The following is a 22,756-nucleotide window of genomic DNA, read 5'->3' on the forward strand; positions in this document are numbered from 1 at the left end:
GGGGGCACGACACCCTGGGCGCCCGGGTGGGCCCCCGGCGCGTCGTGACCCCTCGACCGCCAGGCGCCCACGTCCTGACGTCTCGACCGTCGGCACCGACCGGGGGCGACGGCGCGACGGGCGACGATGGACGAGGGATCCCCCGGCCGCTCGGGAGCGACCGGGGGATCCTGGTGTGCGGAGGCGGAGGGATTTGAACCCTCGATGGGGATGAACCCAAACCGCATTAGCAGTGCGGCGCCATAGACCGGACTAGGCGACGCCTCCAACGCCCGGACAGACTATCCGTCGCCCCACCCGACGGGCAAAGCGACCGTGGCATGGCGGCCTGACGGCCCGGCCGTGGCGAGAAGGCGGCCGGCGGTGCACCGGGTGACGCGTCGGCGGGCGATGATGACGCCATGACCGTCGTCGTCCGTCCCGTCCAGCCCGACGAGCTCGAGGCCGTCGGCGCTCTCACCGTCGAGGCCTACGCGGCCGACGGGCGGATCACCCCCGACCATCCCTACGCCGCGACCCTGCGGGACGCCGCCGCCCGGGACCGGGACGCGGTCCTCCTCGTCGCGGCCGACGGCGACGACGTCGTCGGCACGGTCACCTACGTCCCGCCCGGCTCCTCGTTCGCCGAGGTCGCCGTCCCCGGCGAGGCGGAGGTGCGCACCCTCGCCGTCGACCCGCGGGCGCGGGGCGCCGGCGTCGGCCGGCTGCTGAGCGAGGAGTGCGTCCGACGGGCCCGGGCCGACGGCTGCCCGGCGCTCGTCCTCTCCAGCGGCACGTGGATGACGTCGGCGCACCGGCTCTACGAGCGGCTCGGCTTCACCCGCGACCCCGCCCTCGACTGGACCCCCCGCGACGGCGTCGACCTGCTGGGGTTCCGGCTGGCGCTCTGACGCCCGGTCCCGACCTCGGGCCGGAGGGCGGACGAGGGCGGTCGGCGGCGCGCGTCGGTGCCCCGGCCCGGCCTCATCCGGCGGGCAGGAGCACCGAGAACGTCGTCGCCCCCGGGCGGGACTCGACGTCGACCCGCCCGCCGTGGGCCGACACGACGGCGGAGACGATCGACAGCCCGAGGCCGGTCGACCCCTGGGCCCGGCTCCGGGAGTCGTCGCCGCGGGTGAAGCGCTCGAACACGGTGGGCCGGAGGTCGTCGGGGATGCCCGGCCCGTCGTCGGACACGGTGAGCCGCACGAGGTCGCCCTCCGGTCGGACGCCGAGGTCGACCCGGGTGCCCGGCGGGGTGTGGGTCCGGGCGTTGGCGAGCAGGTTGGCGAGGACCTGGTGGAGGCGGGCCGCGTCGCCGGGCACCTCGACGGGGTCGTCCGGCAGGTCGAGGCCCCACCGGTGGTCCGGCGACGCGGCGTGGGCGTCGCTCACCGCGTTGACGGCGAGGAGGGAGAGGTCGACCGGCTCGCGCTCCAGCGGCCGGCCGGAGTCGAGGCGGGCGAGCAGCAGGAGGTCCTCGACGAGCCCCTGCATCCGCAGCGCCTCCGCCTCGACCCGGCCGAGCGCGTGGGTGACCCCGTCCGGGACCGGCTCGGGCTCGCGACGGGTGAGCTCGGCGTACCCGCGGATCGAGGCGAGCGGGGTCCGCAGCTCGTGCGAGGCGTCCGCGACGAACCTACGCACCCGGGTCTCGCTGTCCTGCCGCGCGCGCAGCGCGGCCTCGACGTCGTCGAGCATCGTGTTGAGCGCGAGGCCCACCTGCCCGACCTCCGTCCGCCCGTCGGCGTCGCCCGCCGGGACCCGGACGGCGAGGGAGACGTCGCCCTCGGTGAGCTGGAGGGCCGACACCTGCTGCGCGGTCGTCGCGACCCGGTCGAGCGGGGCCAGGCTGCGGCGGATGACGACGGCGCCGCCGACCCCGACGACGACGAGGCCGACGAGGGTCCCTCCGACGACGAGCGCGAGCAGCCGCGCGAGGAGCTCGTCGACCGGCTCCGTCGAGACCCCGACGACGACGGTCCCGCCGCCCCGGACGGCGGCCGAGGTGACGAGGTACTCGCCGACGCCGTCGCCGAGGGGCACGCGGACCGGCTCGCCGCCGCCCGCCGCGGCGCGCAGCCGGGCGATCTGGTCGTCGTCGAGGCGGCCACCTCCGCCGTCGCGCTCGACGACGTAGTTCACCGGGGCGCCGCCCACGGAGGCGACGGAGCCGTCCGCCGCGAGCGCGAGGACGAGCGTGCTGTCCGCGCCCGGGGCGCCGGGCGGCCCGGGACGGCCGCGGTCGTCGTCGTCGCCGTCGGGCTGGACCCCGAGACCTCCGCGTTCGCCGACCCGGGCGAGGGCGCTGCGCAGGTCGCCCGCCAGCTGCGCGTCGAGGTAGCGCCGCGTCTCGAGCACGGTGAAGGCGCCCGTGACGAGCATGCCGACGGTGAAGAGCACGAGGACCGCGCCGAGCAGCTTCGCCCGCAGCGTCCACCGGGACGGACGGAGGTCGGGGCGCCGCCGGGGCACGGGGGCGCTCACTCCGCGGGCTTGAGGACGTAGCCGACGCCGCGCATCGTGTGGATCATCGGGGCGCGCCCGGCGTCGATCTTCTTGCGCAGGTAGGAGATGTACAGCTCGACGACGTTGGCCTGGCCGCCGAAGTCGTAGTTCCACACCCGGTCGAGGATCTGGGCCTTGGACAGCACCCGTCGCGGGTTGCGCATGAGGTAGCGCAGCAGCTCGAACTCCGTCGCCGTGAGCCGGACCTCCGCGCCGCCGCGGGTCACCTCGTGGCTGTCCTCGTCCATCGTGAGGTCGCCGACGACGAGGAGGGAGTCCTCGTCCCGCGCGGAGACCGCGGTCCGGCGCATGAGGGCGCGCAGCCGGGCGACGACCTCCTCGAGGCTGAACGGCTTCGTCACGTAGTCGTCCCCGCCGGCGGTGAGCCCGGCGACCCGGTCCTCGACGGCGTCCTTGGCGGTGAGGAAGAGGACCGGCACGTCCGGGTCCTCGCCGCGCATCCGGCGCAGCACCTCCATGCCGTCGAAGTCCGGCAGCATCATGTCGAGGACGACGGCGTCCGGGCCGAACTCCTTCGCGGTCCGCACGGCCTGCAGCCCCGATGCGGCGGTCCGCACGTCCCACCCCTCGTAGCGCAGGGCCATCGACAACAGCTCGGTGAGGTGCGGCTCGTCGTCGACGACGAGGACGCGGACCGCGCCGCCGTCGGGACGGGTCAGGGCGTTTGCGGTCCGGCTCGCGGGCATGGGAGCAGTGTCGACCCCGGCGTCGTCCGGAGTCCATGGGTCCGCTGTGTGCTTCCTGTGCATCGGGAGCTCCGTGCGGGCACCGTCCGGGGCGGGCCGGACACGATTTCTCGGCGGCCGCGGGCTCCGGTAGTCTTCCCTGGCGTCGCCCTCGGGCGACGGGCGCCCGTAGCTCAACGGATAGAGCATCTGACTACGGATCAGAAGGTTAGGGGTTCGAATCCCTTCGGGCGCGCACTGTGCCCCTGTCGAGCACATGACGGAGCCCCCGGCCGCGCATCGCGACCGGGGGCTCCGGCGTGTTCCCCCGGGCCGCGCCCCTCGTGCGGGCGGACCCGCACGAGGTCAACGACCCGGATCCCGTTGGCCGGGCCGATGAGCCCCTCGGTGGTGTCTGGGGCAGCGGCGATCGAGTGGGCGACGAGGAGGTGGTCTTCGACGATGACGACGGACACGGCGTCCGCCGCGGAGGATCGCATTCCGACGAGCTGCGCAGCCTGTCCGGGCCGGAAGGCCGACCCGCACTCAGCCGGTCGTCAGCGTCGCGACCTCGAGGTCCTCGACCGTCGGCACCACGAAGCGGACACCGTCGGGGGTGTGCTCGAGCGCGGCCTCCACGTCGGCGCGCAGCAGCCGCACGGACGTGGCGGCGACGTGCACCGTCACCGTGAACGGGCCGAGCGGACGGAAGGACTCGACGGGCTCGTCGTTGGTGCCGGCGTTGTCCAGGTTCACGAGGACGACGACGGGGCCGCCGGGGGTCTCCCAGCAGCGCACGTCGACGTACCCCCCACCCTCGACCGTGACGAGCGGCCCCGTCGGTTCGAGGGTCCACCTCGCGAGGTTTCCCAAGAGGGTGCGGTGGTCGACCGTGCGGTGGACGAAGAACTGCGCGTCGAGGTCCGTCGCGAGGTACGCCGTCCGGGACCCGCCCGTCGACGAGGTCGCGAGGACGGACCGGCCGCTCCCGGCGGGCAGGCCCGCCGCGTGCGTGGGGATCATGTGCTCCGAGCGGGTCCACTCCAGGGAGGTCGGGTTGTCGGTCTCGAAGCGCGTGACCCAGCTTCCGCCCGTCACGACCTCGTCGGGCTCGAACCCCGGCAGGAGGGTGTGGGCGAAGGGATCGTCGCCGAGGCGGAGGTACGAGACGAGGTCGAAGCCGTCCGGCGCGGGCGGCTCGCGGCGGACGCCGGCCGCGCGGCCCACAGGGTCCCCCTCGTGCGGCCGACCCCACTCGTCGAGCATGCCGGCCGTCCCGACGACGACGAGGGAGCCACCGCGGGCGACGAACGCCGAGACCCGGTCCACGGCCTCGACCGACAGCGACAGCCCGCTCGGCAGGACGAGGGTCCGCAGGTCGTCCCACGACTCTCCCGAGTCGGCGTTGACGAGCTGGGTGGGAACCCGGTTCCGCAGCAGGGCGAGGTACCAGCCGGACACGGCGTCGCCGTGCTCCGGCCCGGGGTGCGCGCAACCCCAGTCCGCGAGCCACGAGCTCGCCTGGGACCACAGGACGCCGATGTCGGCGACCGGTCGCCGGTCACGGAACACCTGAGCGTGCTCGGCGACCCACGCGTCGAGCGCGACGACCCCGTCGATCCAGCTCCGTCGGTACTGGCGGGCGGAGACGGCGTGCCAGACCGGCAGCTCCCCGTGGGCGAGGGCCTGCGCCATCTGGAGTCGCAGCTCCGCGGGCTCCTTCGCCGTGTGGCGACCCCCGCCGCGGAACCGGTAGGTCGCCTGGATGCGCAGCGTGGGTGTCGCCTCGGCCACGGACCGGAGGATCTCCGAGCTGAGCCCCACCTCCCACAGCGCGTGCGACGGCGCCAGCCGCCCGTAGTTGCCGGACCGGTCCTGGTTGTCGCAGAAGACGAGGTCGAGCTCGTCGGCCCACTCCCGCCACGGCAGCCCGCCGCGGAGGGTCGGTGTGGCCGAGGTGATGAAGGTCATCCCCTCCCCGAGCGAGCGGGTGTACGCCTGGAGGTCACGCAACCGCGTGAGGGACGTCTCCTGGAGGAAGCGCACGTAGCGCCGGAACACCGGGTCGTCGGGGTCGTCGGCCGCGGGGTAGGCCTCCTGGCCGCTCGCCTCGGCCCACAGTCGACGGCAGGCATCGCAGTGGCACGCCATCCGCAGCGACGGGGTCGCGAGCGCGACCGTGGGGAAGCCGTTGGTGAAGAAGCCGGCGACGTCGTATCCCTCGGCGACCTCCGTGAGCAGCCGGGGGAGGTAGTCGTCGAAGAGTCCGGAGTTGATGCACGAGTAGTACATCTGGTTCTCCAGGCGGTGACCGCCCGGCTCGCCCCACGTCCCTCCGGTCACGTCGTTGAGGGTGCGCGAGCGGCCGTGCTCGTCGGTCATCATCCAGTCGGGGTGGAGGTCGCGGAACCGCTGGTCGACGACCCCGACGTCGAGACGGCCGACCACCTGGATCCCGGCCCCACGGGCCGCGGCGACGAGCTCGCCGAAGACGTCGCGGCGGTCCACCCCGGCGGCGACGGGGTGACCCTCGAGTCGGGTCGGGTGGTAGGCCATGATCCCGCCGCAGTTGAGCAGCACGGCCTCGAGCCGGGCCCGGGTCCAGACGTCGAGCCAGAAGTCGACGTCGACGAGGGGGACGTCGGCCTCGGTGAGGTTCACCTGCCCGACGCGGGTGAGCCCGGACAGTCGTGCTGCGGGGGAGGGGGATGCGGACATCGGGTGGCCTCTCGGGTCGCGGGTCGTGGTCCCGCCAGGGGCGGGAGGTGACGGCGCGTCGCCCGGGTTGCGATGGCGCCGCTGCCGAGACCACGATAGTCCGACAGGTAAACCTGTCAGTCAACATCAGGTCCACCGGATGGGCCGCGAAGGGACACCCACGCCCCCGCGCGCGGGGCCGGCCCGTGATTGTCTTGTTAGACGTGTCCTATTGACAGACAACTTTACGGGTGCCCATACTCGAGCGATCACTTCAACGAGGAAGGTCATCACCGTGGACAGAGGCATCCTGAAGCGCGCCGTCGCGACCTCCGCCGGGATCGCGGTCGGAGCAGCCATGCTCGCCGGCTGCGGCCAGCGCGAGGGCGGCGAGACCGCAGCACCCACCGCCACCGTCGACAGCTCCCCCGCCACCGGCGAGATCGTCGTCTGGGCGGCCGAGAACGAGGGGCAGACCCTCGAGGCCCTCGCGGAGACGTTCCAGGAGGAGAACCCCGACGTCACGGTGACGATCACCCCGATCACCTTCGACGACCTCCCGCGCAAGATCGACACCGCCGTCGCGGGCGGCGAGGTCCCGGACATCGTCCAGCCCTCGACGGGCCTGCAGACCTTCGTGACGAACGGGGCCATCGCCCCCGTCCCCGCGGACCTGGTCGACACGAGCATCTACTTCGACGGCGCACTCGACGCGGCGACCTTCGACGACGTCCTCTACGGAGTGCCCTGGTACGTCACGGTGCAGTCGTACTACTTCCGCGAGGACATCGCCGAGGAGGCCGGGTTGGAGGCCCCGACGACGTGGGACGAGGCGGTCGAGTTCGCCGGCGCGATGCAGGAGGAGGGCGTCGACATCGGCAACGCCCAGTTCACGACCGGCGTCGGCGCCTGGCAGACCGTGCTGCCGCTCATCTTCCAGGCCGGCGGGAACGTCGTCGACGACGAGGGGAACTTCGTCCTCGACAGCCCGGAGGTCGTCGAGGCGCTCGACCACTACCAGCGGTTCTTCCGCGAGGGTGTCGCCGACCCGACGTACACCATCACGGCTGCCGGTGAGGTCGAGGCCGACCTCGCGGACGGCAGGGTCGGGTCCTACACGACCGGCTCCTACTCTTACGGCATCGCCCTCGACGCGCTCGACGGCGACGAGTCCAAGATCGGCGTCTCCCCCCTGCCGGCCGGCCCCGAGTCGAACGCGGGCTACCTCGGCGGCTCGACCCTGTCCGTGATGGAAGGTGCCGAGAACGCCGACGCGGCGTGGAAGTTCATCCGGTACGCGACGACCGTCGAGGCGGAGCAGCAGGCGTACGACGTCTCCGGCGTGCTGCCGGCGGCCCGGGACTCCTGGAACTCCGGGCCCCTCGCCGACTCGGCCGAGGGCCAGGCCTTCGCCGCGCAGCTCGAGGAGAGCGTCCCGGCCCCCAAGGTCCTCACGTGGACCGAGGTCCGTGACGTCATCGCCGAGTACGCCGAGCAGGTGGCTCGCGAGGTCATCACGCCCGAGGAGGCCGCCGCCGCGATCCAGGACGAGGCCGAGCGGATCGGTACCGGCGAGTGAGCACGGCCCCGACGCTGGAGGGACCGCGCCAGGAGGAGGAGACGATGGCCGAGGGCGTGACCACGCCACCGCGGAGGCGACGTCGGACGTCGATGCAACGGTCGCAGGCCATCGCCGGCTGGGCGTTCTCGTTGCCCTTCGTCCTCGTCTTCCTCGTCTTCAGCGCGTGGCCGATCCTCTGGTCGCTCTTCATGAGCTTCACGAACATGACGAGCCGGGACCTGCGGGACCCGTTCTACGTCGACTTCGTGGGGCTCGAGAACTTCGCGCGAGTCCTGGGCGACCCGGACTTCCGTCGGGCGATGCTCGTCACCGCCGCGATCGCGGTCGTCGCGGTGCCGGTGACCATCGTCGTCGCCCTCCTCATCGCCGTCGCCCTGAACCGCGGCATCCGGCGGTTCAAGACGTTCTTCCGCACGGCCTTCTACGTGCCCGTCGTCACGAGCATCGTCGCCATCGCCGTGGTGTGGACGCTGCTCTTCGACCGGAACGGCGTCGTCAACGGGCTCCTTGACACGGTCGGCATCGACGGTCCGGACTGGCTCGGCGACACGACGTGGGCCCTGCCCACGGTCACCCTGCTCGTGATCTGGCGGCTCTTCGGCCTCATCATGGTGCTCTTCCTCGCCGGCCTCCAGGCCATCCCCGACGACCTCTACGAGGCCGCGGAGATCGACGGCGCGGGCACCTGGCGGCGGCTGTTCTCGATCACGGTGCCGCTCATGGTCCCGAGCATCCTGCTCGCGACCGTGCTGCTCACCGTCGCGATCATCCAGGTCTTCGAGGAGCCCTACGTCATCACTCAGGGCGGCCCGCTCGGGAGCACCACGTCCGCCGCGATGTACATCTTCAACGAGTTCGGCTACGGGCGGTACGCGGCGGCCTCGGCCGCGAGCTACCTGCTCTTCGCCTTCATCGCGTTCCTGTCCTTCCTGCAGTTCCGCCTCCTGAGGAGTCGCACGTGAGTGCCGCCACCGACGAGACCGTCCGCCCCGCCCCGGCGACCGGACGCGACCCCGACCGCCTGGCGAGGGTGGTGCTCTACGCCCTGCTCCTCCTGGGCGTCGTCATCACCCTTAGCCCGCTCGTGTGGACGGCGGCCAGCTCGTTCCGGCCCTCCGGCGAGATCCTCCGCCAGGGCAGCTGGCTCACCGGGACGTGGACCGGCGAGAACTTCCGGGCGCTGTGGTCCGACCCGCTGTTCCCCCGGTACTTCCTCAACAGCGTCGTCGTCTCGGCCGCCATCGTCGCGGGCAACATCGTCCTCGCGTCGGGGGTCGGCTACGCCCTCGCGAAGCTGCCCTTCCCCGGGCGACGGCTCGTGTTCGGAGCGGTCCTCGTGACGTTCATGATCCCCTCGCTCATGCTCTTCGTCCCGCTGTTCGTCACCGTCGCCTTCCTCAACATGACGAACACGTACGCCGGGCTCATCCTGCCGTTCCTCGTCACCCCGCTCGGGGTGTTCGTCATGCGGCAGTTCATCGGGCAGCTGCCCGACGAGCTCCTCGAGGCGGCCCGGATCGACGGGGCGGGCGAGGGACGGATCTTCTTCCGGATCGTCTTCCCGCTGTGCCGGCCGGCGATCGCCACCGTGGGGATCCTGTCCTTCGTCACCTCGTGGAACAACCTGCTGTGGCCGCTCGTCGTCGCCCAGCGCGAGGAGATGTACACGCTGCCGGTGGCGCTCGCGACCCTGTCGAGCAGCGAGGGGGCGGTGAGCTACGGGCCGCTCATGGCCGGGTCGCTCGTGACCATCCTGCCGATCGTCATCGTCTTCATCTTCTTCCAGCGCTACTTCGTCGCCGGTATCGCCTCGACGGGGATCAAGTGAGCGCCGCGGAGGCGGCCGACCGGGGCACCGCCCCCTTCGGCGGGGCGTCGACGTGGCACAGCGCGCACTTCCCGGCCCGCCGGGCCACGCCGGCCGAGCCCCTCGTGCTGCTCAACTCGCTCGCGACGACGACGGCGATCTGGGAGCCACTCCTGGACGACCTCACCGAGTGGAGCCCCGTCCTCTGTCTCGACTACCCCGGGCACGGGCGCTCCCCGGCCCGGGACGTCCCGGTGACGATGGACGCCCTCGTCGACGGCGTGCTCGCCGTCCTCGACCGCGCGGGCATCGCGCGGGCGCACGTCGCCGGCGTGTCGATCGGCGGCATGTGCGCCGTCGCGCTCGCGGCGAGGGCTCCGGACCGCATCGCCTCGATCAGCGTCATCGGCTCGGGGCCGCGGCTCGACCCCCGGATGTGGGCCGACCGCCGGCGGCTCGTCGAGGAGTGGGGCACCCGCGGCATCGCGACCGACGTCCTCCGGCGCTGGTTCACCCCGGACTACGCCGCGGCGAACCCCGTCGTCGTCGCCGCCTACCGCGAGATGCTCCTCGGCACGAGCGACCACGCCTACGCTGCCCTCAGCGAGCTCCTCGGGGCGACCGACCTGCGCCCGCTCCTCGACGACGTGCGGTGTCCGGCCCTCGTCGTCTGCGGCGAGCACGACCCCGCCGCCCCGGTCGCCGGTGGCGAGGTCTTCGTGCGCGGCATCGAGGACGCCCGCCTGGAGGTCGTCCCGGGCGCGGCGCACATGGTCCAGGCCATGGCGCCGGAGGACCTGGCCGCGCTCGTCGTCGCGCACATGGCGAGGGCGACCGTCGAGAGCCCGGACGACGCACCGCTGGCCCGTCCCTGACCCCCACGAGAGGCCGCCGATGACCGACCACGACCAGTGGTGGACCCACCCGTTCCGGCTGTTCCAGACGAACCTGCGCGAGGTCGACGCCGGCCTCGACGTCGAGCGGACACTGTCGGAGATGACGGGGCTCGGGTACGACACGTGGCTGTGCAACGCGGGCGGGATCATGTCCTTCTACCCGACGTCGAACCCGGTCCAGCGGGAGGCCTCGGGGCTCGCGGAGCGGGCCTCGGGCGACCTGGTCGCCGACGTCATGGCGGCCGCGGCCCGGCACGGTGTGCGGGTGCTGTCCCGCTTCGACTTCTCGCGCCTGCCGTCGGACCTGCTCGAGGACCACCCGGAGTGGCGCTTCGTCGGCGCCGACGGGCGTCCCTACGTCGCCGACGGGCTCACCGCCATCTGCCCCCGCAGCGACTACCACGAGGTGCACGTCCCGCAGATCCTGCGGGACTTCGTCACCCGGTACGAGCCGCAGGGGGTCTTCTTCAACTGGCTCCAGTACCCCGAGGTGTCCTACGAGGGGGACTACCACGGGGTGTGCCGGTGCGACCGCTGCGTCGCCGCGATGCGGGAGGCCCACCCCGACCTGGCGCACCCGTCGGGACGGGGCGGGGCCGGCTACGAGGAGTGGCTCGAGCTCTCCCGGGCCCACCTCACCCGGCTCGCGCACCGGTACCGGGAGGTCGTCAACGACATCCGGCCCGGCACGCCGCTCATGCTCGCCGACGTCCGGATGGACATCGCCTTCCTCGAGACGAACAGCCACCTCGGCGGGGAGTCCGAACGATGGTGGGTGCACACCCCGAGCGAGCTCGCGAGCCTGCACCGGGCCCTCGACCCGCCCGTCCCGTCGGTCGTCCACTCCTCGGCCAACGTCGGCCTCGCGCACCGCCAGGTCGCCGAGCAGCCGGACCAGTTCCGCCGCTACGCCGCGCAGGCGCTCTCGCGGGGGGCCTGGCCGTCGACGGTCGTCATCGGCGACGTCGACCTCGGCCGCTACCCGTGCATCCCGGGGGCGTCGGACCTGCTGGGTCTCCTCGTCCGGCACGACCGGCTCTACGACGCCTTCCGCTCCGCGGCCCCGGTCGCGCTGCTGCGCCCCGAGGGTGGGACGGCGATGGCCGCGATGCAGTCCGGCAGCGACTTCACCGAGTACCGGGGCCTGTACTCCGCCCTCCAGGAGGCACACGTCCCCTTCGACGTCCTGGGCCTGCAGGACCGGGACCGGCTCGCCGACCCCGACCTGCTCGGCCGCTACCGGCTGCTCGTCGTCCCGGGGACCGCCGGGCTCGGCCCGCGGCTCGCGGCCGCGATCGACGCGTTCGTCGAGTCCGGCGGAGCGGTGCTGCTCACCGGGCAGTCGTTCGAGGACGGCCGACCGGTCCTCTCCTGCGCCCCGGCCGCCTCGCTCGTGGAGGCGGTCACCGACGAGAAGGCGCTCGGCGGTCGCTACGTCGGGCCGGCCGACGGAGGCGTCTCGACGACGCTGCTGCCGGTGCTCGGTCGGTTCGACGTCGTCGTCCCCGTCGGCGGGACGGTCACGGGTGACGCGGTGCTCAGCACCCGGTCACCCTTCGGGCCACCCGAGGTGTCGGGAGGGAACCGGCCGCGCGACGACGCCCCCACGGTCCTGCGCGGCACGTACGGCGCGGGCCGGACCACCCAGCTGCCGTGGACGGTCGGGACGACGTTCCGGCGCTCCGGCCTCGCCTCCGTCGCCGAGGTCGTCGTCGCCGAGACGCTCGCGCTGCTCGGGGACCACCTGTTGTTCGTCACGGACCTGCCGGCGCCCGTCGAGGTGACGGCGGGGAGGTCGGGGGCGACGATGGTCGTGAGTCTCGTCAACCACACCGGGGGGCGGCCCGACCGGACCGGACCGCCGGTCCCGGTGCGCGGTGCCGTGACCTTCGCCGCCGGGGTCCCCGTGAGCCGCGTACGGGCGCTCGTCGCCGGCGTGGAGCTCCCGGTGTCCTCGCTGCCGGACGGCAGGACCCGGGTCGAGGTCGGGCTCGACGGCGTCCTCGAGGTGCTCACCGTCGACTGACACACCGTCAGCCGCGCCGTCGGACCGGGCGGCACCGGCTCGCGGCGCGTGCCGCCGGGGCCGGCGCCCCGGTCGACGGCGGGAAGGACCAACCGAGATCAGGACGTCCCGGCGCGTGCCTCGTACGCGTCGCGGACCCGCTCGTGGGCGGCGTCGAGGTGTGCCCTCAGCAGGCGGCTCGCGGTCTCGGGATCGCGGGACCGCAGGGCCTCGAGGATGGCGGCGTGCTCGGCGGCGACCTTGCTGATCCGGGCCTTCTGGTGCCCGTGACTGCCGATGGTGAGGAGGATCTCGCCGGTGATGAGCGCGTGCATGCGGGTGAGCCGCTCGCTGCCGCTCGCCCGCACCATCGAGGAGTGGAACGCGATGTCGGCCTTGACGAGGCCGGGGCGGTCGTCGAACTCCCCGGCGATGTCGAGGGCGTGCTGCGCCTCGTGCATGGACCGGGGCACCTCGCCGGTCGCGGCGAGGCGCCTCGCCGCGGCGTCCTCGACGGTGAACCGCGCGAAGAAGAGGTCGTCGATGTCGTCGAGGTCCAGGACGGTGACGGTCGCGGACTTGTGCGCCGCCCGCTGGAGCAGCCCGGTCGCGACGAGGCGCTCGATGCAGGCCTTCGCCGTGGGCCGCGCGACGTTGTACTCGCTGACGACGCGCGCCTCGGTCACCCGCTCCCCCGGCGGCACCTCACCGGTGGCGATGCGGTGGCGCAGCGACTCGTAGACGGCGTCGGTGAGCGTGGTCGTCGCGACGGCGATCGAGGGGGAGCCGGCAGTCATCGCGCCAGTATGGCACCTGATTGTCAGATTGTCTGACATCGGTGCGTGCCGGTGCGCGGACCGTCCGGGGTCGCGCACCGGCACGCGGCGCGGAGCTCAGGCGCGGGCGAAGCCCTCGCGGAGCAGTCGGGCGACGTCCGCCGGCCGTTCGACCGGCAGCCAGTGCGCACCGTCGAGCTCCTCGTAGCGCGCGCCGAGGACGCCCTCGGCGATCTCGCGGCCCATCCACGGCGGGGTCGAGGGGTCTTGCGACCCGGCGACGACGAGGGTCGGCGCGACGACGTCGGCGAGCCGGTCGCGCAGGTCGAGCGCGCCGACGGCCTCGGCGCTGCGGGCGAACCCCTCCGGGTCGGTCGAGAGGAACTGCCGCCGCGCCTCGGCCATCCCGTCGGGGTGTGCGCTCGCCCACTCGGGGGTGAACCATCGGGCCAGCGAGCCGTCGGCGAGGGGCTCGAGGCCGTCCGCGCGGGCCTGCTCGACCCGCGACGCCCAGGTCGCCTTGTCGGCGAAGTACGCGCTCGAGCACAGGACGCCGAGGGAGGCCACCCGCTCGGGGTGCGCGGCGGCGAGCGCGATGCCGACCATGCCCCCGAGCGAGAGCCCGACGACGTGGGCGCGCTCGACCCCGGCGGCGTCGAGCACCTCCAGTGCGGCGTCGGCGAGCGTGTCGACGTCGACGCCCTCACGCAGCGGCGAGCGACCGTGTCCCGGCGGGTCGTAGCGCAGCACGCGGTGGTCGGCCGCCAGGTCGTCAGCGAGGGCGTCCCACACCTCCAACGGGGCGCCGAGGGGGTTGGACAGCAGGACGGGCTCCCCGGAGCCGGCGGGGCCGGTGTCCGTCCGGTGCAGCGCGGTCACCGGGCGCCCGCCTTCTTGCGCCGGCGCAGGTCGTGCAGGAGCGGCTCGGTGTAGCCGCTCGGCTGGCGGGCCCCCTCGACGACGAGCCGGCGCGCGGCCTCGAAGGCCACCCCGGGACCGTCGTCGCCGATCAGGGGCTCGTAGCCCGGATCGCCGGCGTTCTGCTCGTCGACGACCGCCGACAGCCGGCGCAGGCTCTCGTCGAGCCGGTCCTCGTCGATGACACCGTGGTGCAGCCAGTTCGCGAGGAGCTGGCTCGAGATCCGCAGCGTGGCACGGTCCTCCATGAGGGCGGTGCCGTGGATGTCCGGCACCTTCGAGCAGCCGACGCCCTGGTCGACCCAGCGCACGACGTACCCGAGGATCGACTGGACGTTGGTGTCGAGCTCGGTCGCGACGACGTCGTCGGCGGGCGGCGCGTCGGCGAGCGGCAGCCGCAGCAGGTCGTCGACCGGCTCGGGGTCGCGCCGGGCGAGCTCGTCGGCGACGGCGAAGACGTCGACCGCGTGGTAGTGCAGCGCGTGCAGCGTCGCGGCGGTCGGCGAAGGCACCCAGGCGGTCGTCGCACCCGCCTGCAGGTGGCCGACCTTCTGCTCGAGCATGTCGGCCATGAGGTCGGGCATCGCCCACATGCCCTTGCCGATCTGACCGTGCCGGAGCAGCCCGGCCTCCAGGCCCGCGTCGACGTTCGAGCGCTCGTACGCGGCGAGCCAGGGCTGGGCCTTCATCTCGCCCTTGGGCACCATGACGCCGGCGTGCAGCGAGGTGTGGATCTCGTCCCCCGTGCGGTCGAGGAACCCGGTGTTGATGAAGACCACCCGCTCGCGAGCCGCGTGGATGCAGGCGCGGAGGTTGACGCTCGTGCGTCGCTCCTCGTCCATGATCCCCATCTTCATCGTGCCCCGGGCCAGGCCCAGGAGGTCCTCGACGCGCTCGAACAGCTCGACGGCGAAGGCGACCTCGTCGGGCCCGTGCATCTTCGGCTTGACGACGTACATCGAGCCGGCGCGCGAGTTGCCGTCGCCCGTCCGCCGCAGGTCCGGGAGCGAGCCGAGGGCGGTCATCGCCGCGTCCAGGACGCCCTCGGGGACCTCGGCCCCGTCCCGGTCGAGCACCGCGTCCGTCGTCATGAGGTGGCCGACGGTGCGCACGAGGAGGAGGGAGCGGCCGGGGACGGTGACGGGTGACCCGTCCGGTCCGGTGTACGTGCGGTCCTCGTGCATCCGGCGGGTGAAGGTGCGACCGCCCTTGCTCACCTCCTCGGTGAGGCTGCGGTCCATGAGGCCGCGCCAGTTGCGGTAGCCGAGCACCTTGTCCTCGGCGTCGACGGCGGCGACCGAGTCCTCGAGGTCCATGATCGTCGTCACGGCGGACTCGAGGACGACGTCGGCGACCCCGGCGGCGTCGTCCCGGCCGATCGGGTGCTCGCGGTCGAGGACGACCTCGACGTGCAGGCCGTGGTGGCGCAGGAGGACGGCGGTGGGCGAGTCGGCGTCGCCGGTGTGACCGACGAAGGTGGACGGCTCGCGCAGCGCGGCCTCCCCGTCCGCGGTCGTGACGAGGAGGGCGCCGTCGACGACCCGGTACCGGGTGGAGTCCGCGTGCGACCCGCTCTCGAGCGGGGCGACCTCGTCGAGCAGCTCGCGGCCACGCCGGACCGCGACGGCGCCCCGCGCCGGGTTGTAGTCACCCTCCTGGCGGGTCTCGCCCTCGTCAGGGATGGCGTCCGTGCCGTAGAGGGCGTCGTAGAGCGAGCCCCAGCGGGCGTTCGCGGCGTTGATCGCGAACCGGGCGTTGAGCAGCGGCACGACGAGCTGCGGCCCGGCGACGAGCGCGATCTCGTCGTCGACCCCCTCGGTCGAGACGGCGAACGGCCCGGGTGCGGGGCGCAGGTAGCCGATCTCCTCGAGGAACGCCCGGTAGTGCCCGGCGTCGGGCCGGCCCGGGTGCTCCGCGTGGTAGGCGTCGATGCGGGCCTGGAGGTCGTCCCGGACCTCGAGGAGGCCGCGGTTGCGCGGTGCGAGGTCGTGGACGAGGTCGGCGAGGCCCTGCCAGAAGGTCTCCGCCTCGATGCCGGTGCCGGCGAGTCCCTCGTGCTCGACCCAGGCGGCCAGCTCCTCGGCGACGGCGAGCCCGGCCCGCTCGACCCGGGCGCTCACTGCAGCATCCCGGTGTCGGCGCCGATCTCGGCGAGGACCTGCGCGGCGATCTCCGCGTCCTGGTCCGGTCGGCCGCCGGCGACCCCGAGGCCTCCGACGTGGACGCCGTCGAGGACGATCGGCACGCCGCCGGCGATGCTCGTGAGGAGGCCGCCCGTGCCGTGCTCGAGGGCGACGGCGAGCTCCGGCACCATCGCGGCGCTCGGCTTGCGGGTGGACGCGGCGGTCATCGCCTTGCGGCGGCTCGTCTCCACGGAGTGGGGGGTCGCGCCGTCGGCCCGGCCGAAGGCGACCATCGCCATCATCGGGTCCGCGACGGTGACGACGCCACGGACGCCGGCCCGGGCGGCCGCGTCGATCGCGACGGCGACGGTGCGGGCGGCGAGCTCGTAGGTGACGACGGGGACGGTGGTGTGACCGGTGTCGCTCATCGGGTCTCCTGTCGGGCGCCGAGGACGGCGCCGGGGTTGAGGATGTTCTGGGGGTCGAGGGCGTCCTTGATGCGCTGGTTGAGCTCGAGGACGTCGGGGCCGAGGTAGTCCTCGAGCCAGGGCCGCTTGAGCCGGCCCACGCCGTGCTCGCCGGTGATCGTGCCGCCGAGCTCGATCGCGAGGTCCATGACCCGACCGTAGGCGACCTCGGCGCGGCGCTGCTGGTCCTCGTCGGTGGGGTCGACGACGACGAGCGGATGGGTGTTGCCGTCGCCGGCGTGCGCGATGAGGGCGATCGTCGTGTCGGCCTCGGCGGCGATCCGCTCGATGCCGAGGACGAGGTCGCCGAGCCGGGGGAGGGGGACGCCGACGTCCTCGAGGAGGAGCCGGCCCTTGGTCTCGACGGCGGGGATGGCCATCCGGCGCGCGACGACGAAGGCCTCGCCCTCGTCGGGGTCGCTCGTCGTGTAGCACTCGCTCGCGCCGTGCTCGAGGCAGAGCCCCTCGATCGCCGCGATCTCGGCGGCGCCCGCGGCCTCGGGCTCGTCGGACTGGACGATGAGCATCGCGGCCGCGTCGCGGTCCAGGCCCATCCGGGTCTCGTCCTCGACGGCGTTCACGGAGACGCGGTCCATGAACTCGAGCATCGACGGGCGCAGCGTCCGGCTCGTGGCGAGGACGGCGTCGGTCGCCCCGGCGAGGGTGGGGAAGGTCGCGACGAGGGTCGACGGGGTCCGCTGGGCCGGGACGAGGCGCAGGACGACCTCGGTGACGACGCCGAGGGTCCCCTCGCTGCCGACGAAGAGCTTCGTCAGCGACAGGCCCGCGACGTCCTTCAGCCGCGGCCCGCCGAGGCGGACGGCGCGACCGTCGGCGAGCACGACCGTCATCCCGAGGACGTAGTCGGTCGTCACGCCGTACTTGACGCAGCACAGCCCGCCGGCGTTCGTCGCGACGTTCCCGCCGATCGAACAGAACTCGTACGACGAGGGGTCCGGCGGGTACCAGAGGCCGTGGGCCGCGGCAGCCATCTTCACCTCGGCGTTGAAGGCGCCCGGCTGGGCGACGGCCACGCGCGTCACGGGGTCGACCTCGATGTCCCGCATGCGGTCGAGCGAGACGACGACGCACCCGTCGACGGCGGAGCTCCCGCCGGAGAGGCCGGACCCGGCGCCGCGCGGGACGACGGGCACGCCGAGCCGGGCCGCGACGGTGACCGCCGCCTGGACGTCCGCGGTGCTGCGGGCCCGCACGACGACGGCCGGCTCCCCGGCGCCCGGGTCGTTGGCCCGGTCCCAGCGGTAGGCCTGCATCGAGTCGGCGTTCGTGACGAGCGCCTCGGCGGGCAGCACGTCGGCGAGCGCCGCGGCCACGGTGGGGGCGTCGACCGGCATGGAGGCTCCTTTCGTTGCTGAAATCGGAAACAGTCTTCCACGATATGGAAGCATGGGCAAGGATCGTGGCGCTCGACAAGAACGTCATGCAAGACTGATTGTCAGTCAATAAAGACGACACACGACCCCTGGAGGCCACGTGACGACCGACGACCCCGTGTCGGACGCCGGCGGGCGGACGCTCGCGGTGAACTGCTCGATCCTCATGACCGACCGTCCGCTGCCCGAGCGGCTGCGCCGGGTGCGTGAGGCCGGAGGTGACGCCGTCGAGCTCTGGTGGCCGTTCGCGTCCGCCGACCCCGCGGCGGACGAGGTGGACGCCCTCGTCCGCGCCGTCGAGGACGCCGGCGTCGCTCTCGTCGGCCTCAACCTCTTCGCCGGCGACATGCCGGCCGGCGACCGCGGGGTGCTGTCCTGGCCCGGGCGTGAGGCCGAGCTGGACGCGAGCGCCCGGGTGGCGGTCCGCATCGCCGAGCGGCTCGGCACGCGCCGCTTCAACGTCCTGTACGGCAACCGTCTCGAGGGGCACGACGCCGCGGAGCAGGACGCGCTCGCGGTCCGCTCGCTCGCCGCGCTGGCGCCCCGGTTCGAGACCTTCGACGGGATCCTCATGATCGAGCCGGTGAGCGGCGCGGCCGCCTACCCGGTCCGCACGGCGACTCAGGCCGCGGACGTCGTCGACCGCGTCGCGGCACACGGCGGGCCGACGAACCTCGGGGTCCTCCTCGACCTGTTCCACCTCGCGACCAACGGCGACGACGTCGGGGCCGCGATCGAGACCTTCGGGGCCGTGGCCGCCCACGTCCAGGTCGCCGACGCCCCCGGCCGGGGCGTGCCCGGCACCGGGGACCTACCGATCCGTGACTGGCTGCGGCGGCTGCGGTCGGTCGGCTACACCGGCCGCGTCGCCCTCGAGTGCACCACGGACGGCGACCCCTTCGACCACCTCGACCTCCACGACTGGAAGGACCTCGCATGACCACCATCGGATTCATCGGGCTGGGGGTCATGGGTGCCCCCATGGCGGCCAACCTCGTCCGCGCCGGCCACGACGTCGTCGGCTACAACCGCTCGCCCGGGAAGGTCGCCGCGCTCGTCGAGTCCGGCGGCCGCGGCGCCGACACCGTCGCCGACGCCGTGCGCGGCGCCGACGTCGTCATCACCATGCTGCCCGACAGCCCGGACGTGGAGGAGGTCGTCCTCGGCGAGGACGGCGTCCTCGCGCACGCCTCCGAGGGCACGATCCACGTCGACGCGAGCACGATCCGCCCGGACGTGGCGCGCGCGGTGGCCGACGCGGCCCGGGCGCGCGGCGTCCGGCCGCTCGACGCCCCCGTGAGCGGGGGTGAGGCGGGGGCCGTCGACGGCGTGCTGTCGATCATGGTCGGCGGGGACGCCGCAGACCTCGAGGAGGTCCGGCCGGTCCTCGAGGCCGTGGGGCGCACCATCGTCCACGTCGGTCCCTCCGGCGCCGGCCAGACGGTCAAGGCCGCGAACCAGCTCATCGTCGCCGGCAACCTCCAGCTCGTGGCCGAGGCCCTCGTCTTCCTCGACGCCCACGGCGTCGACCTCGAGCCGGCCGTCGAGGTGCTCGGCGGCGGTCTCGCGGGAAGCACGGTGCTCGAGCGGAAGGCCGCCGGGATGCTCTCCCGCTCCTTCGCCCCGGGCTTCCGGGTCGACCTGCACCACAAGGACCTCGGCATCGTCCTCGACGCCGCCCGGGCGGCCGGTGTGGCCGTGCCGGTCGGGTCGCAGGTCGCCGACCTCGTCGCCTCGCTGCGGGCCCAGGGCGGGGGCGGCCTGGACCACTCCGCGCTGCTGCTCCAGGTCGAGCGGCTCTCCGGCCGGGACACCGAGCTCGGACGCGAGGCGTGATGCCGCCCGGCGAGCCCGATGGGCGGCTGCTCGTCGTCGCCCAGGCCCCGATGGGCGAGGAGGACCTCGGGCGGGTCCGGGCCGCGGCCCCCGGGGTCGAGGTCGTGGCCACGACCACCCCGGGGCGAGACCTCCTCGCCCGGGCGGACGCCTGGGCGGGCCACCTCGACCCCGACGACCTCGCGCTCGCCGGACGACTGCGCTGGAACCACCTGTGGACCGCGGGCGCCGACGCCGACCTCTCGCCCCGGTCCCTCGCGGCGGAGGACGTCGTCCTCACGACGTCGGCGGGGAACGGCGCCGTCCCGCTGGCCGAGCACGCCCTCATGCTCATGCTCGTGCTCGACCGGGACCTGCCCCGGTGGCTCGACGCCCAGCGGGCGCACACCTGGGAGCGACGCCGGCACCCCGAGCTCGCCGGCCAGACCGTCGGCATCGTCGGGATGGGCGCGGCCGGACGGGACCTCGCGCTCAAGTGCGCCGCCTTCCACATGCGGGTGCTCGGGCTGCGCAGCCGTCCGGACCGGCCCGCCGACGGGGTCGAGCGGATGTACGGTCCCGGCGACCTCGCGGCGATGGCGGCGGAGTGCGACTACCTCGTCCTCGCCGCGCCGCTCACGGAGGAGACCCGCGGGATGGTGGACGCGGACGTCCTCGCGGTGATGCGGCCGACCGCCCGCGTCGTGAACATCTCGCGCGGCGAGGTCGTCGACGACGCCGCGCTCCTCGAGGCGGTGACGTCGGGCCGGATCGCCGGTGCCGGGCTGGACGCCCACGCGGTCGAGCCGTTGCCCGAGGACTCGCCGTGGTGGGACGTCCCGGGGGTCGTCGTCACCCCGCACAACGCCGCGACGACACCGCAGACCCTCGCGCGGGCGGTCGACATCTTCGTCGACAACGTCGCCCGCTGGGCGCAGGGACGACCGCTCGTCAACGTCGTCGACAAGCGCAGCGGCTACGCGCCGTGACGGGCCGAGGCAACGGCCGACCCGGCCGTCGCCGGGTCGTGCTCGCCCCCGACAGCTTCAAGGGGTCGGTCGGGGCCGCCCGTGCCGCACGGGCGCTCGCCGACGGGTGGCGGTCGGTCGCGCCGGACGACGACCTCGTCCTGCGACCCGTCGCCGACGGTGGCGAGGGCACGCTCGAGGCCTTCGCCGCCGCCCACCCCGGCGCGGTCCGTCGGCCGGTGACGGTCACCGGCCCGTCGGGCCGGGCCGTGGACGCGGAGTGGCTGCACGTCCCCGACGGCGACGGCGGGACCGGGGTCGTCGAGCTCGCCCTCGCCTGCGGGATCGAGCGGTACGCGCCCGGCGAGCCGATGCGGCCCCTCGACGCGAGCAGCGCCGGTCTCGGGGAGGCGGTCCGGCACGCCCTCGGGCACGGAGTCGACCGGCTCGTCCTCGCGATCGGGGGCAGCGCGTCGAGCGACGGGGGTGCCGGGATGCTCGTCGCGCTCGGGGCGCGGCTGCTCGACGGTGCGGGCCGGCCGGTCGCGGCGGGAGCCCGTGGCCTCGGGACCGTCGCCTCGGTCGACCTCGCCGGGCTCGTCCCGCCGCCGCCGGGTGGGGCCCTGACCCTCACGGACGTCGACTCCCCACTCCTCGGCCCCCACGGCGCCGCCGCGGTCTTCGCTCCGCAGAAGGGGGCGACGCCGGCCGACGTCGAGCGGATCGAGGACGCCCTCGACGGCTGGGCCCGACGCCTCGGCCGCGACCCCGGCACCCCGGGGTCCGGTGCGGCCGGCGGGGTCGGGTACGCCCTCGCGGTCTGGGGGGCCGAGCGGCGCCCGGGGGCGGCAGCGGTCACCGACCTCGTCGGGCTGGGCGACGCACTCGCCGGGGCCGACCTCGTCGTGACGGGTGAGGGGCGGTTCGACGAGCAGTCCGGCCGGGGGAAGGCCCCGGCGGTCGTCGTCGCCGCGGCGGCCGCTGCCGGTGTGCCGGCGGCGCTCGTGGCGGGCAGCCTCGGCACCACCCCGGAGCACGTCCTCTCGGCGGTCTCGCTCGTCGACCTCGCCGGCGACGAGGCCGACGCGATGGCCCGACCGGAGCACTGGCTGTCCCGCGCGGGCGCGGCTCTCGCCGCGGCCGGCACGCGCCCGGGCGGCTGATGCGCTTCGCTATCGTCGGCCCCAGTCGAGCGGGAGCGAGGCACTCGGACGTGGAGCCTGTCCAGCCCACCGGGGGCGTGCAGTCGGTGGCGCGCGCCTTCGGGCTGCTCGAGGTGCTCGGTGACCGCGGCGGCCAGGCCGGCCTCAGCGAGCTGTCCGAGGCGATGGGTCTGCCCTTGCCGACGATGCACCGCCTGCTGCGCACGCTCGTCCAGCTCGGCTACATCCGCCAGCTCCCGTCGCGCCGGTACGCCCTCGGCCCTGGTCTCATCCGGCTCGGGGACCAGGCGACCCGCCTCCTCGCGTCGTGGGCCGGTCCCGCGCTGGAGCAGCTCGAGGAGGCGACCCGGGAGACGGCGAACCTCGCGGTCCTCGACGGGGTGCAGGCGGCCTACGTCGCGCAGGTGCCGTCGCGACACCAGATGCGGATGTTCACCGAGGTCGGCCGCCGCGTCTACACGCACTCGACGGGTGTCGGGAAGGCGCTCCTCGCGGGTCTGCCCGACACCGAGGTGCTCTCCGTCGTGCGCCGTGCGGGGATGCCGGGCTTCACGGCGACGACCCTCACCGACGAGGCGGCGCTGCTCGCCGACCTCGCGGGCATCCGCGACCGGGGCTACGCCGTCGACGAGGGGGAGCAGGAGCCAGGAGTGCGCTGCTTCGCGCTCGTCGTCCCCGGCGCGCCGACCCCGACCGCCGTCTCGGTGTCCGGGCCGGACACCCGCGTCACGCTCGAGGCCGCGGGCTGGATGGTCCCGGCGCTGCGCGAGGCGGCCGACCGGCTCGCCGCGGTCCTCGCGACCCTCCCGGAGTGACTCGTGGGGACGTGACGTCCGAAGCGCACCGTCGAGCGGACGGGCAAGGTCTCGAGTTTGGCAACCGATTGTCGAATTGTGGCATTCCGGTGCTACCGTGGCGCGACCCCGACCGGGTCCGGCGCGCCGGCCCGCGGGCCGACCGACGACGGAGGAC

The 22,756-nt window shown here is 74.1% G+C and carries 19 protein-coding genes and 2 tRNA genes; 12 read left to right on the forward strand and 9 right to left on the reverse strand.

What is annotated here, in order from left to right; all coding sequences use genetic code 11:
- Positions 1 to 178: 178 nt before the first annotated feature.
- Positions 179 to 267 (reverse strand) — tRNA-Ser (locus tag KC207_RS00005).
- A gap of 134 nt (positions 268 to 401) precedes the next feature.
- Between KC207_RS00005 and KC207_RS00010 the strand changes: the two genes are divergently transcribed.
- Positions 402 to 890 (forward strand): GNAT family N-acetyltransferase, encoded by a 489-nt coding sequence (locus KC207_RS00010; RefSeq protein ID WP_211600752.1) that lies wholly within the window; start codon positions 402 to 404, stop codon positions 888 to 890.
- Positions 891 to 963: 73 nt separating this feature from the next.
- Here the strand turns inward: KC207_RS00010 and KC207_RS00015 are convergent, their stop codons facing one another.
- Both KC207_RS00015 and KC207_RS00020 read right to left on the reverse strand, forming a co-directional pair.
- Positions 964 to 2,466, reverse strand: coding sequence for a sensor histidine kinase (locus KC207_RS00015; RefSeq protein ID WP_249138447.1), 1,503 nt, complete (start codon positions 2,464 to 2,466; stop codon positions 964 to 966).
- On the reverse strand, positions 2,463 to 3,194 hold the full coding sequence (locus KC207_RS00020) for a response regulator transcription factor (RefSeq protein ID WP_211600753.1): 732 nt from the start codon (positions 3,192 to 3,194) through the stop codon (positions 2,463 to 2,465). Before KC207_RS00020 ends, KC207_RS00015 begins: the two co-directional genes overlap by 4 nt.
- A gap of 162 nt (positions 3,195 to 3,356) precedes the next feature.
- On the opposite strand from KC207_RS00020, the gene KC207_RS00025 reads away from it, so the two are divergent.
- Positions 3,357 to 3,429: transfer RNA gene (locus tag KC207_RS00025), tRNA-Arg, on the forward strand.
- Positions 3,430 to 3,719: 290 nt separating this feature from the next.
- Here the strand turns inward: KC207_RS00025 and KC207_RS00030 are convergent.
- The gene (locus KC207_RS00030) at positions 3,720 to 5,891 is read right to left on the reverse strand and encodes a beta-galactosidase trimerization domain-containing protein (protein WP_211600754.1); all 2,172 of its coding nucleotides are present in this window, start codon (positions 5,889 to 5,891) and stop codon (positions 3,720 to 3,722) included.
- 274 nt (positions 5,892 to 6,165) lie between these two features.
- Here KC207_RS00030 and KC207_RS00035 point away from each other — a divergent pair, with 274 nt between their 5' ends.
- The 5 genes from KC207_RS00035 (at position 6,166) to KC207_RS00055 (ending at position 12,181) form a co-directional block, all read left to right on the forward strand.
- Positions 6,166 to 7,449: an extracellular solute-binding protein gene (locus KC207_RS00035; RefSeq protein WP_211600755.1), complete on the forward strand. Its 1,284-nt coding sequence runs from the start codon at positions 6,166 to 6,168 to the stop codon at positions 7,447 to 7,449.
- 92 nt (positions 7,450 to 7,541) lie between these two features.
- The gene (locus KC207_RS00040; protein ID WP_249138448.1) at positions 7,542 to 8,414 is read left to right on the forward strand and encodes a carbohydrate ABC transporter permease; all 873 of its coding nucleotides are present in this window, start codon (positions 7,542 to 7,544) and stop codon (positions 8,412 to 8,414) included.
- Complete coding sequence (locus tag KC207_RS00045) at positions 8,411 to 9,280, forward strand: carbohydrate ABC transporter permease (RefSeq protein WP_249138449.1); 870 nt, start codon at positions 8,411 to 8,413, stop codon at positions 9,278 to 9,280. The genes KC207_RS00040 and KC207_RS00045 overlap by 4 nt, the downstream gene beginning before the upstream one ends.
- Positions 9,277 to 10,134 (forward strand): alpha/beta fold hydrolase, encoded by an 858-nt coding sequence (locus tag KC207_RS00050; RefSeq protein ID WP_211600758.1) that lies wholly within the window; start codon positions 9,277 to 9,279, stop codon positions 10,132 to 10,134. The genes KC207_RS00045 and KC207_RS00050 overlap by 4 nt, the downstream gene beginning before the upstream one ends.
- A gap of 19 nt (positions 10,135 to 10,153) precedes the next feature.
- Positions 10,154 to 12,181: an alpha-amylase family protein gene (locus KC207_RS00055; protein WP_211600760.1), complete on the forward strand. Its 2,028-nt coding sequence runs from the start codon at positions 10,154 to 10,156 to the stop codon at positions 12,179 to 12,181.
- Between the two features lie 98 nt (positions 12,182 to 12,279).
- Here the strand turns inward: KC207_RS00055 and KC207_RS00060 are convergent, their stop codons facing one another.
- The 5 genes from KC207_RS00060 to KC207_RS00080 all read right to left on the reverse strand — a co-directional run bounded on the left by KC207_RS00060 (position 12,280) and on the right by KC207_RS00080 (position 17,799).
- Positions 12,280 to 12,957, reverse strand: coding sequence for a GntR family transcriptional regulator (locus KC207_RS00060; RefSeq protein WP_211600762.1), 678 nt, complete (start codon positions 12,955 to 12,957; stop codon positions 12,280 to 12,282).
- Between the two features lie 96 nt (positions 12,958 to 13,053).
- Positions 13,054 to 13,815, reverse strand: coding sequence for an alpha/beta fold hydrolase (locus KC207_RS00065; protein WP_211600764.1), 762 nt, complete (start codon positions 13,813 to 13,815; stop codon positions 13,054 to 13,056).
- Entirely contained in the window at positions 13,812 to 15,974 is a 2,163-nt protein-coding gene (locus KC207_RS00070; protein WP_211600767.1) for a malate synthase G, read from the reverse strand. Before KC207_RS00070 ends, KC207_RS00065 begins: the two co-directional genes overlap by 4 nt.
- Positions 15,971 to 16,405 carry a GlcG/HbpS family heme-binding protein gene (locus KC207_RS00075; protein WP_211600769.1) on the reverse strand — a complete coding sequence of 145 codons (435 nt, stop codon included), beginning with the start codon at positions 16,403 to 16,405 and terminating at the stop codon, positions 15,971 to 15,973. Before KC207_RS00075 ends, KC207_RS00070 begins: the two co-directional genes overlap by 4 nt.
- Positions 16,402 to 17,799 (reverse strand): FAD-binding oxidoreductase, encoded by a 1,398-nt coding sequence (locus KC207_RS00080; protein ID WP_211600771.1) that lies wholly within the window; start codon positions 17,797 to 17,799, stop codon positions 16,402 to 16,404. Before KC207_RS00080 ends, KC207_RS00075 begins: the two co-directional genes overlap by 4 nt.
- A gap of 139 nt (positions 17,800 to 17,938) precedes the next feature.
- Here KC207_RS00080 and KC207_RS00085 point away from each other — a divergent pair, with 139 nt between their 5' ends.
- From KC207_RS00085 to KC207_RS00105, 5 genes are read left to right on the forward strand one after another with little or no spacing between them, the layout of a single operon-like run.
- Positions 17,939 to 18,778, forward strand: a complete 840-nt coding sequence (locus KC207_RS00085; RefSeq protein ID WP_249138450.1) for a hydroxypyruvate isomerase family protein — start codon at positions 17,939 to 17,941, stop codon at positions 18,776 to 18,778.
- Entirely contained in the window at positions 18,775 to 19,674 is a 900-nt protein-coding gene (locus KC207_RS00090; protein ID WP_211600773.1) for a 2-hydroxy-3-oxopropionate reductase, read from the forward strand. The genes KC207_RS00085 and KC207_RS00090 overlap by 4 nt, the downstream gene beginning before the upstream one ends.
- Positions 19,674 to 20,642, forward strand: coding sequence for a D-2-hydroxyacid dehydrogenase (locus tag KC207_RS00095; protein ID WP_249138488.1), 969 nt, complete (start codon positions 19,674 to 19,676; stop codon positions 20,640 to 20,642). Before KC207_RS00090 ends, KC207_RS00095 begins: the two co-directional genes overlap by 1 nt.
- Complete coding sequence (locus KC207_RS00100) at positions 20,639 to 21,784, forward strand: glycerate kinase (protein WP_211600775.1); 1,146 nt, start codon at positions 20,639 to 20,641, stop codon at positions 21,782 to 21,784. The genes KC207_RS00095 and KC207_RS00100 overlap by 4 nt, the downstream gene beginning before the upstream one ends.
- Positions 21,785 to 21,834: 50 nt before the next feature.
- Entirely contained in the window at positions 21,835 to 22,599 is a 765-nt protein-coding gene (locus KC207_RS00105; protein WP_249138451.1) for an IclR family transcriptional regulator, read from the forward strand.
- Positions 22,600 to 22,756: the final 157 nt, after the last annotated feature.

Origin of the sequence: Phycicoccus avicenniae (genome assembly GCF_018139485.1) — a bacterium.
GTDB lineage: Bacteria > Actinomycetota > Actinomycetes > Actinomycetales > Dermatophilaceae > Phycicoccus > Phycicoccus avicenniae.

What these genes read in the sequence shown, in the direction of transcription:
- KC207_RS00010 (WP_211600752.1), top strand. Translation starts at nt 402, where the DNA reads ATGACCGTCGTCGTCCGTCCCGTCCAGCCCGACGAGCTCGAGGCCGTC.
- KC207_RS00020 (WP_211600753.1), bottom strand. Translation starts at nt 3,194, where the DNA reads ATGCCCGCGAGCCGGACCGCAAACGCCCTGACCCGTCCCGACGGCGGC.
- KC207_RS00030 (WP_211600754.1), bottom strand. Translation starts at nt 5,891, where the DNA reads ATGTCCGCATCCCCCTCCCCCGCAGCACGACTGTCCGGGCTCACCCGC.
- KC207_RS00040 (WP_249138448.1), top strand. Translation starts at nt 7,542, where the DNA reads ATGCAACGGTCGCAGGCCATCGCCGGCTGGGCGTTCTCGTTGCCCTTC.
- KC207_RS00055 (WP_211600760.1), top strand. Translation starts at nt 10,154, where the DNA reads ATGACCGACCACGACCAGTGGTGGACCCACCCGTTCCGGCTGTTCCAG.
- KC207_RS00060 (WP_211600762.1), bottom strand. Translation starts at nt 12,957, where the DNA reads ATGACTGCCGGCTCCCCCTCGATCGCCGTCGCGACGACCACGCTCACC.
- KC207_RS00075 (WP_211600769.1), bottom strand. Translation starts at nt 16,405, where the DNA reads ATGAGCGACACCGGTCACACCACCGTCCCCGTCGTCACCTACGAGCTC.
- KC207_RS00080 (WP_211600771.1), bottom strand. Translation starts at nt 17,799, where the DNA reads ATGCCGGTCGACGCCCCCACCGTGGCCGCGGCGCTCGCCGACGTGCTG.
- KC207_RS00090 (WP_211600773.1), top strand. Translation starts at nt 18,775, where the DNA reads ATGACCACCATCGGATTCATCGGGCTGGGGGTCATGGGTGCCCCCATG.
- KC207_RS00095 (WP_249138488.1), top strand. Translation starts at nt 19,674, where the DNA reads ATGCCGCCCGGCGAGCCCGATGGGCGGCTGCTCGTCGTCGCCCAGGCC.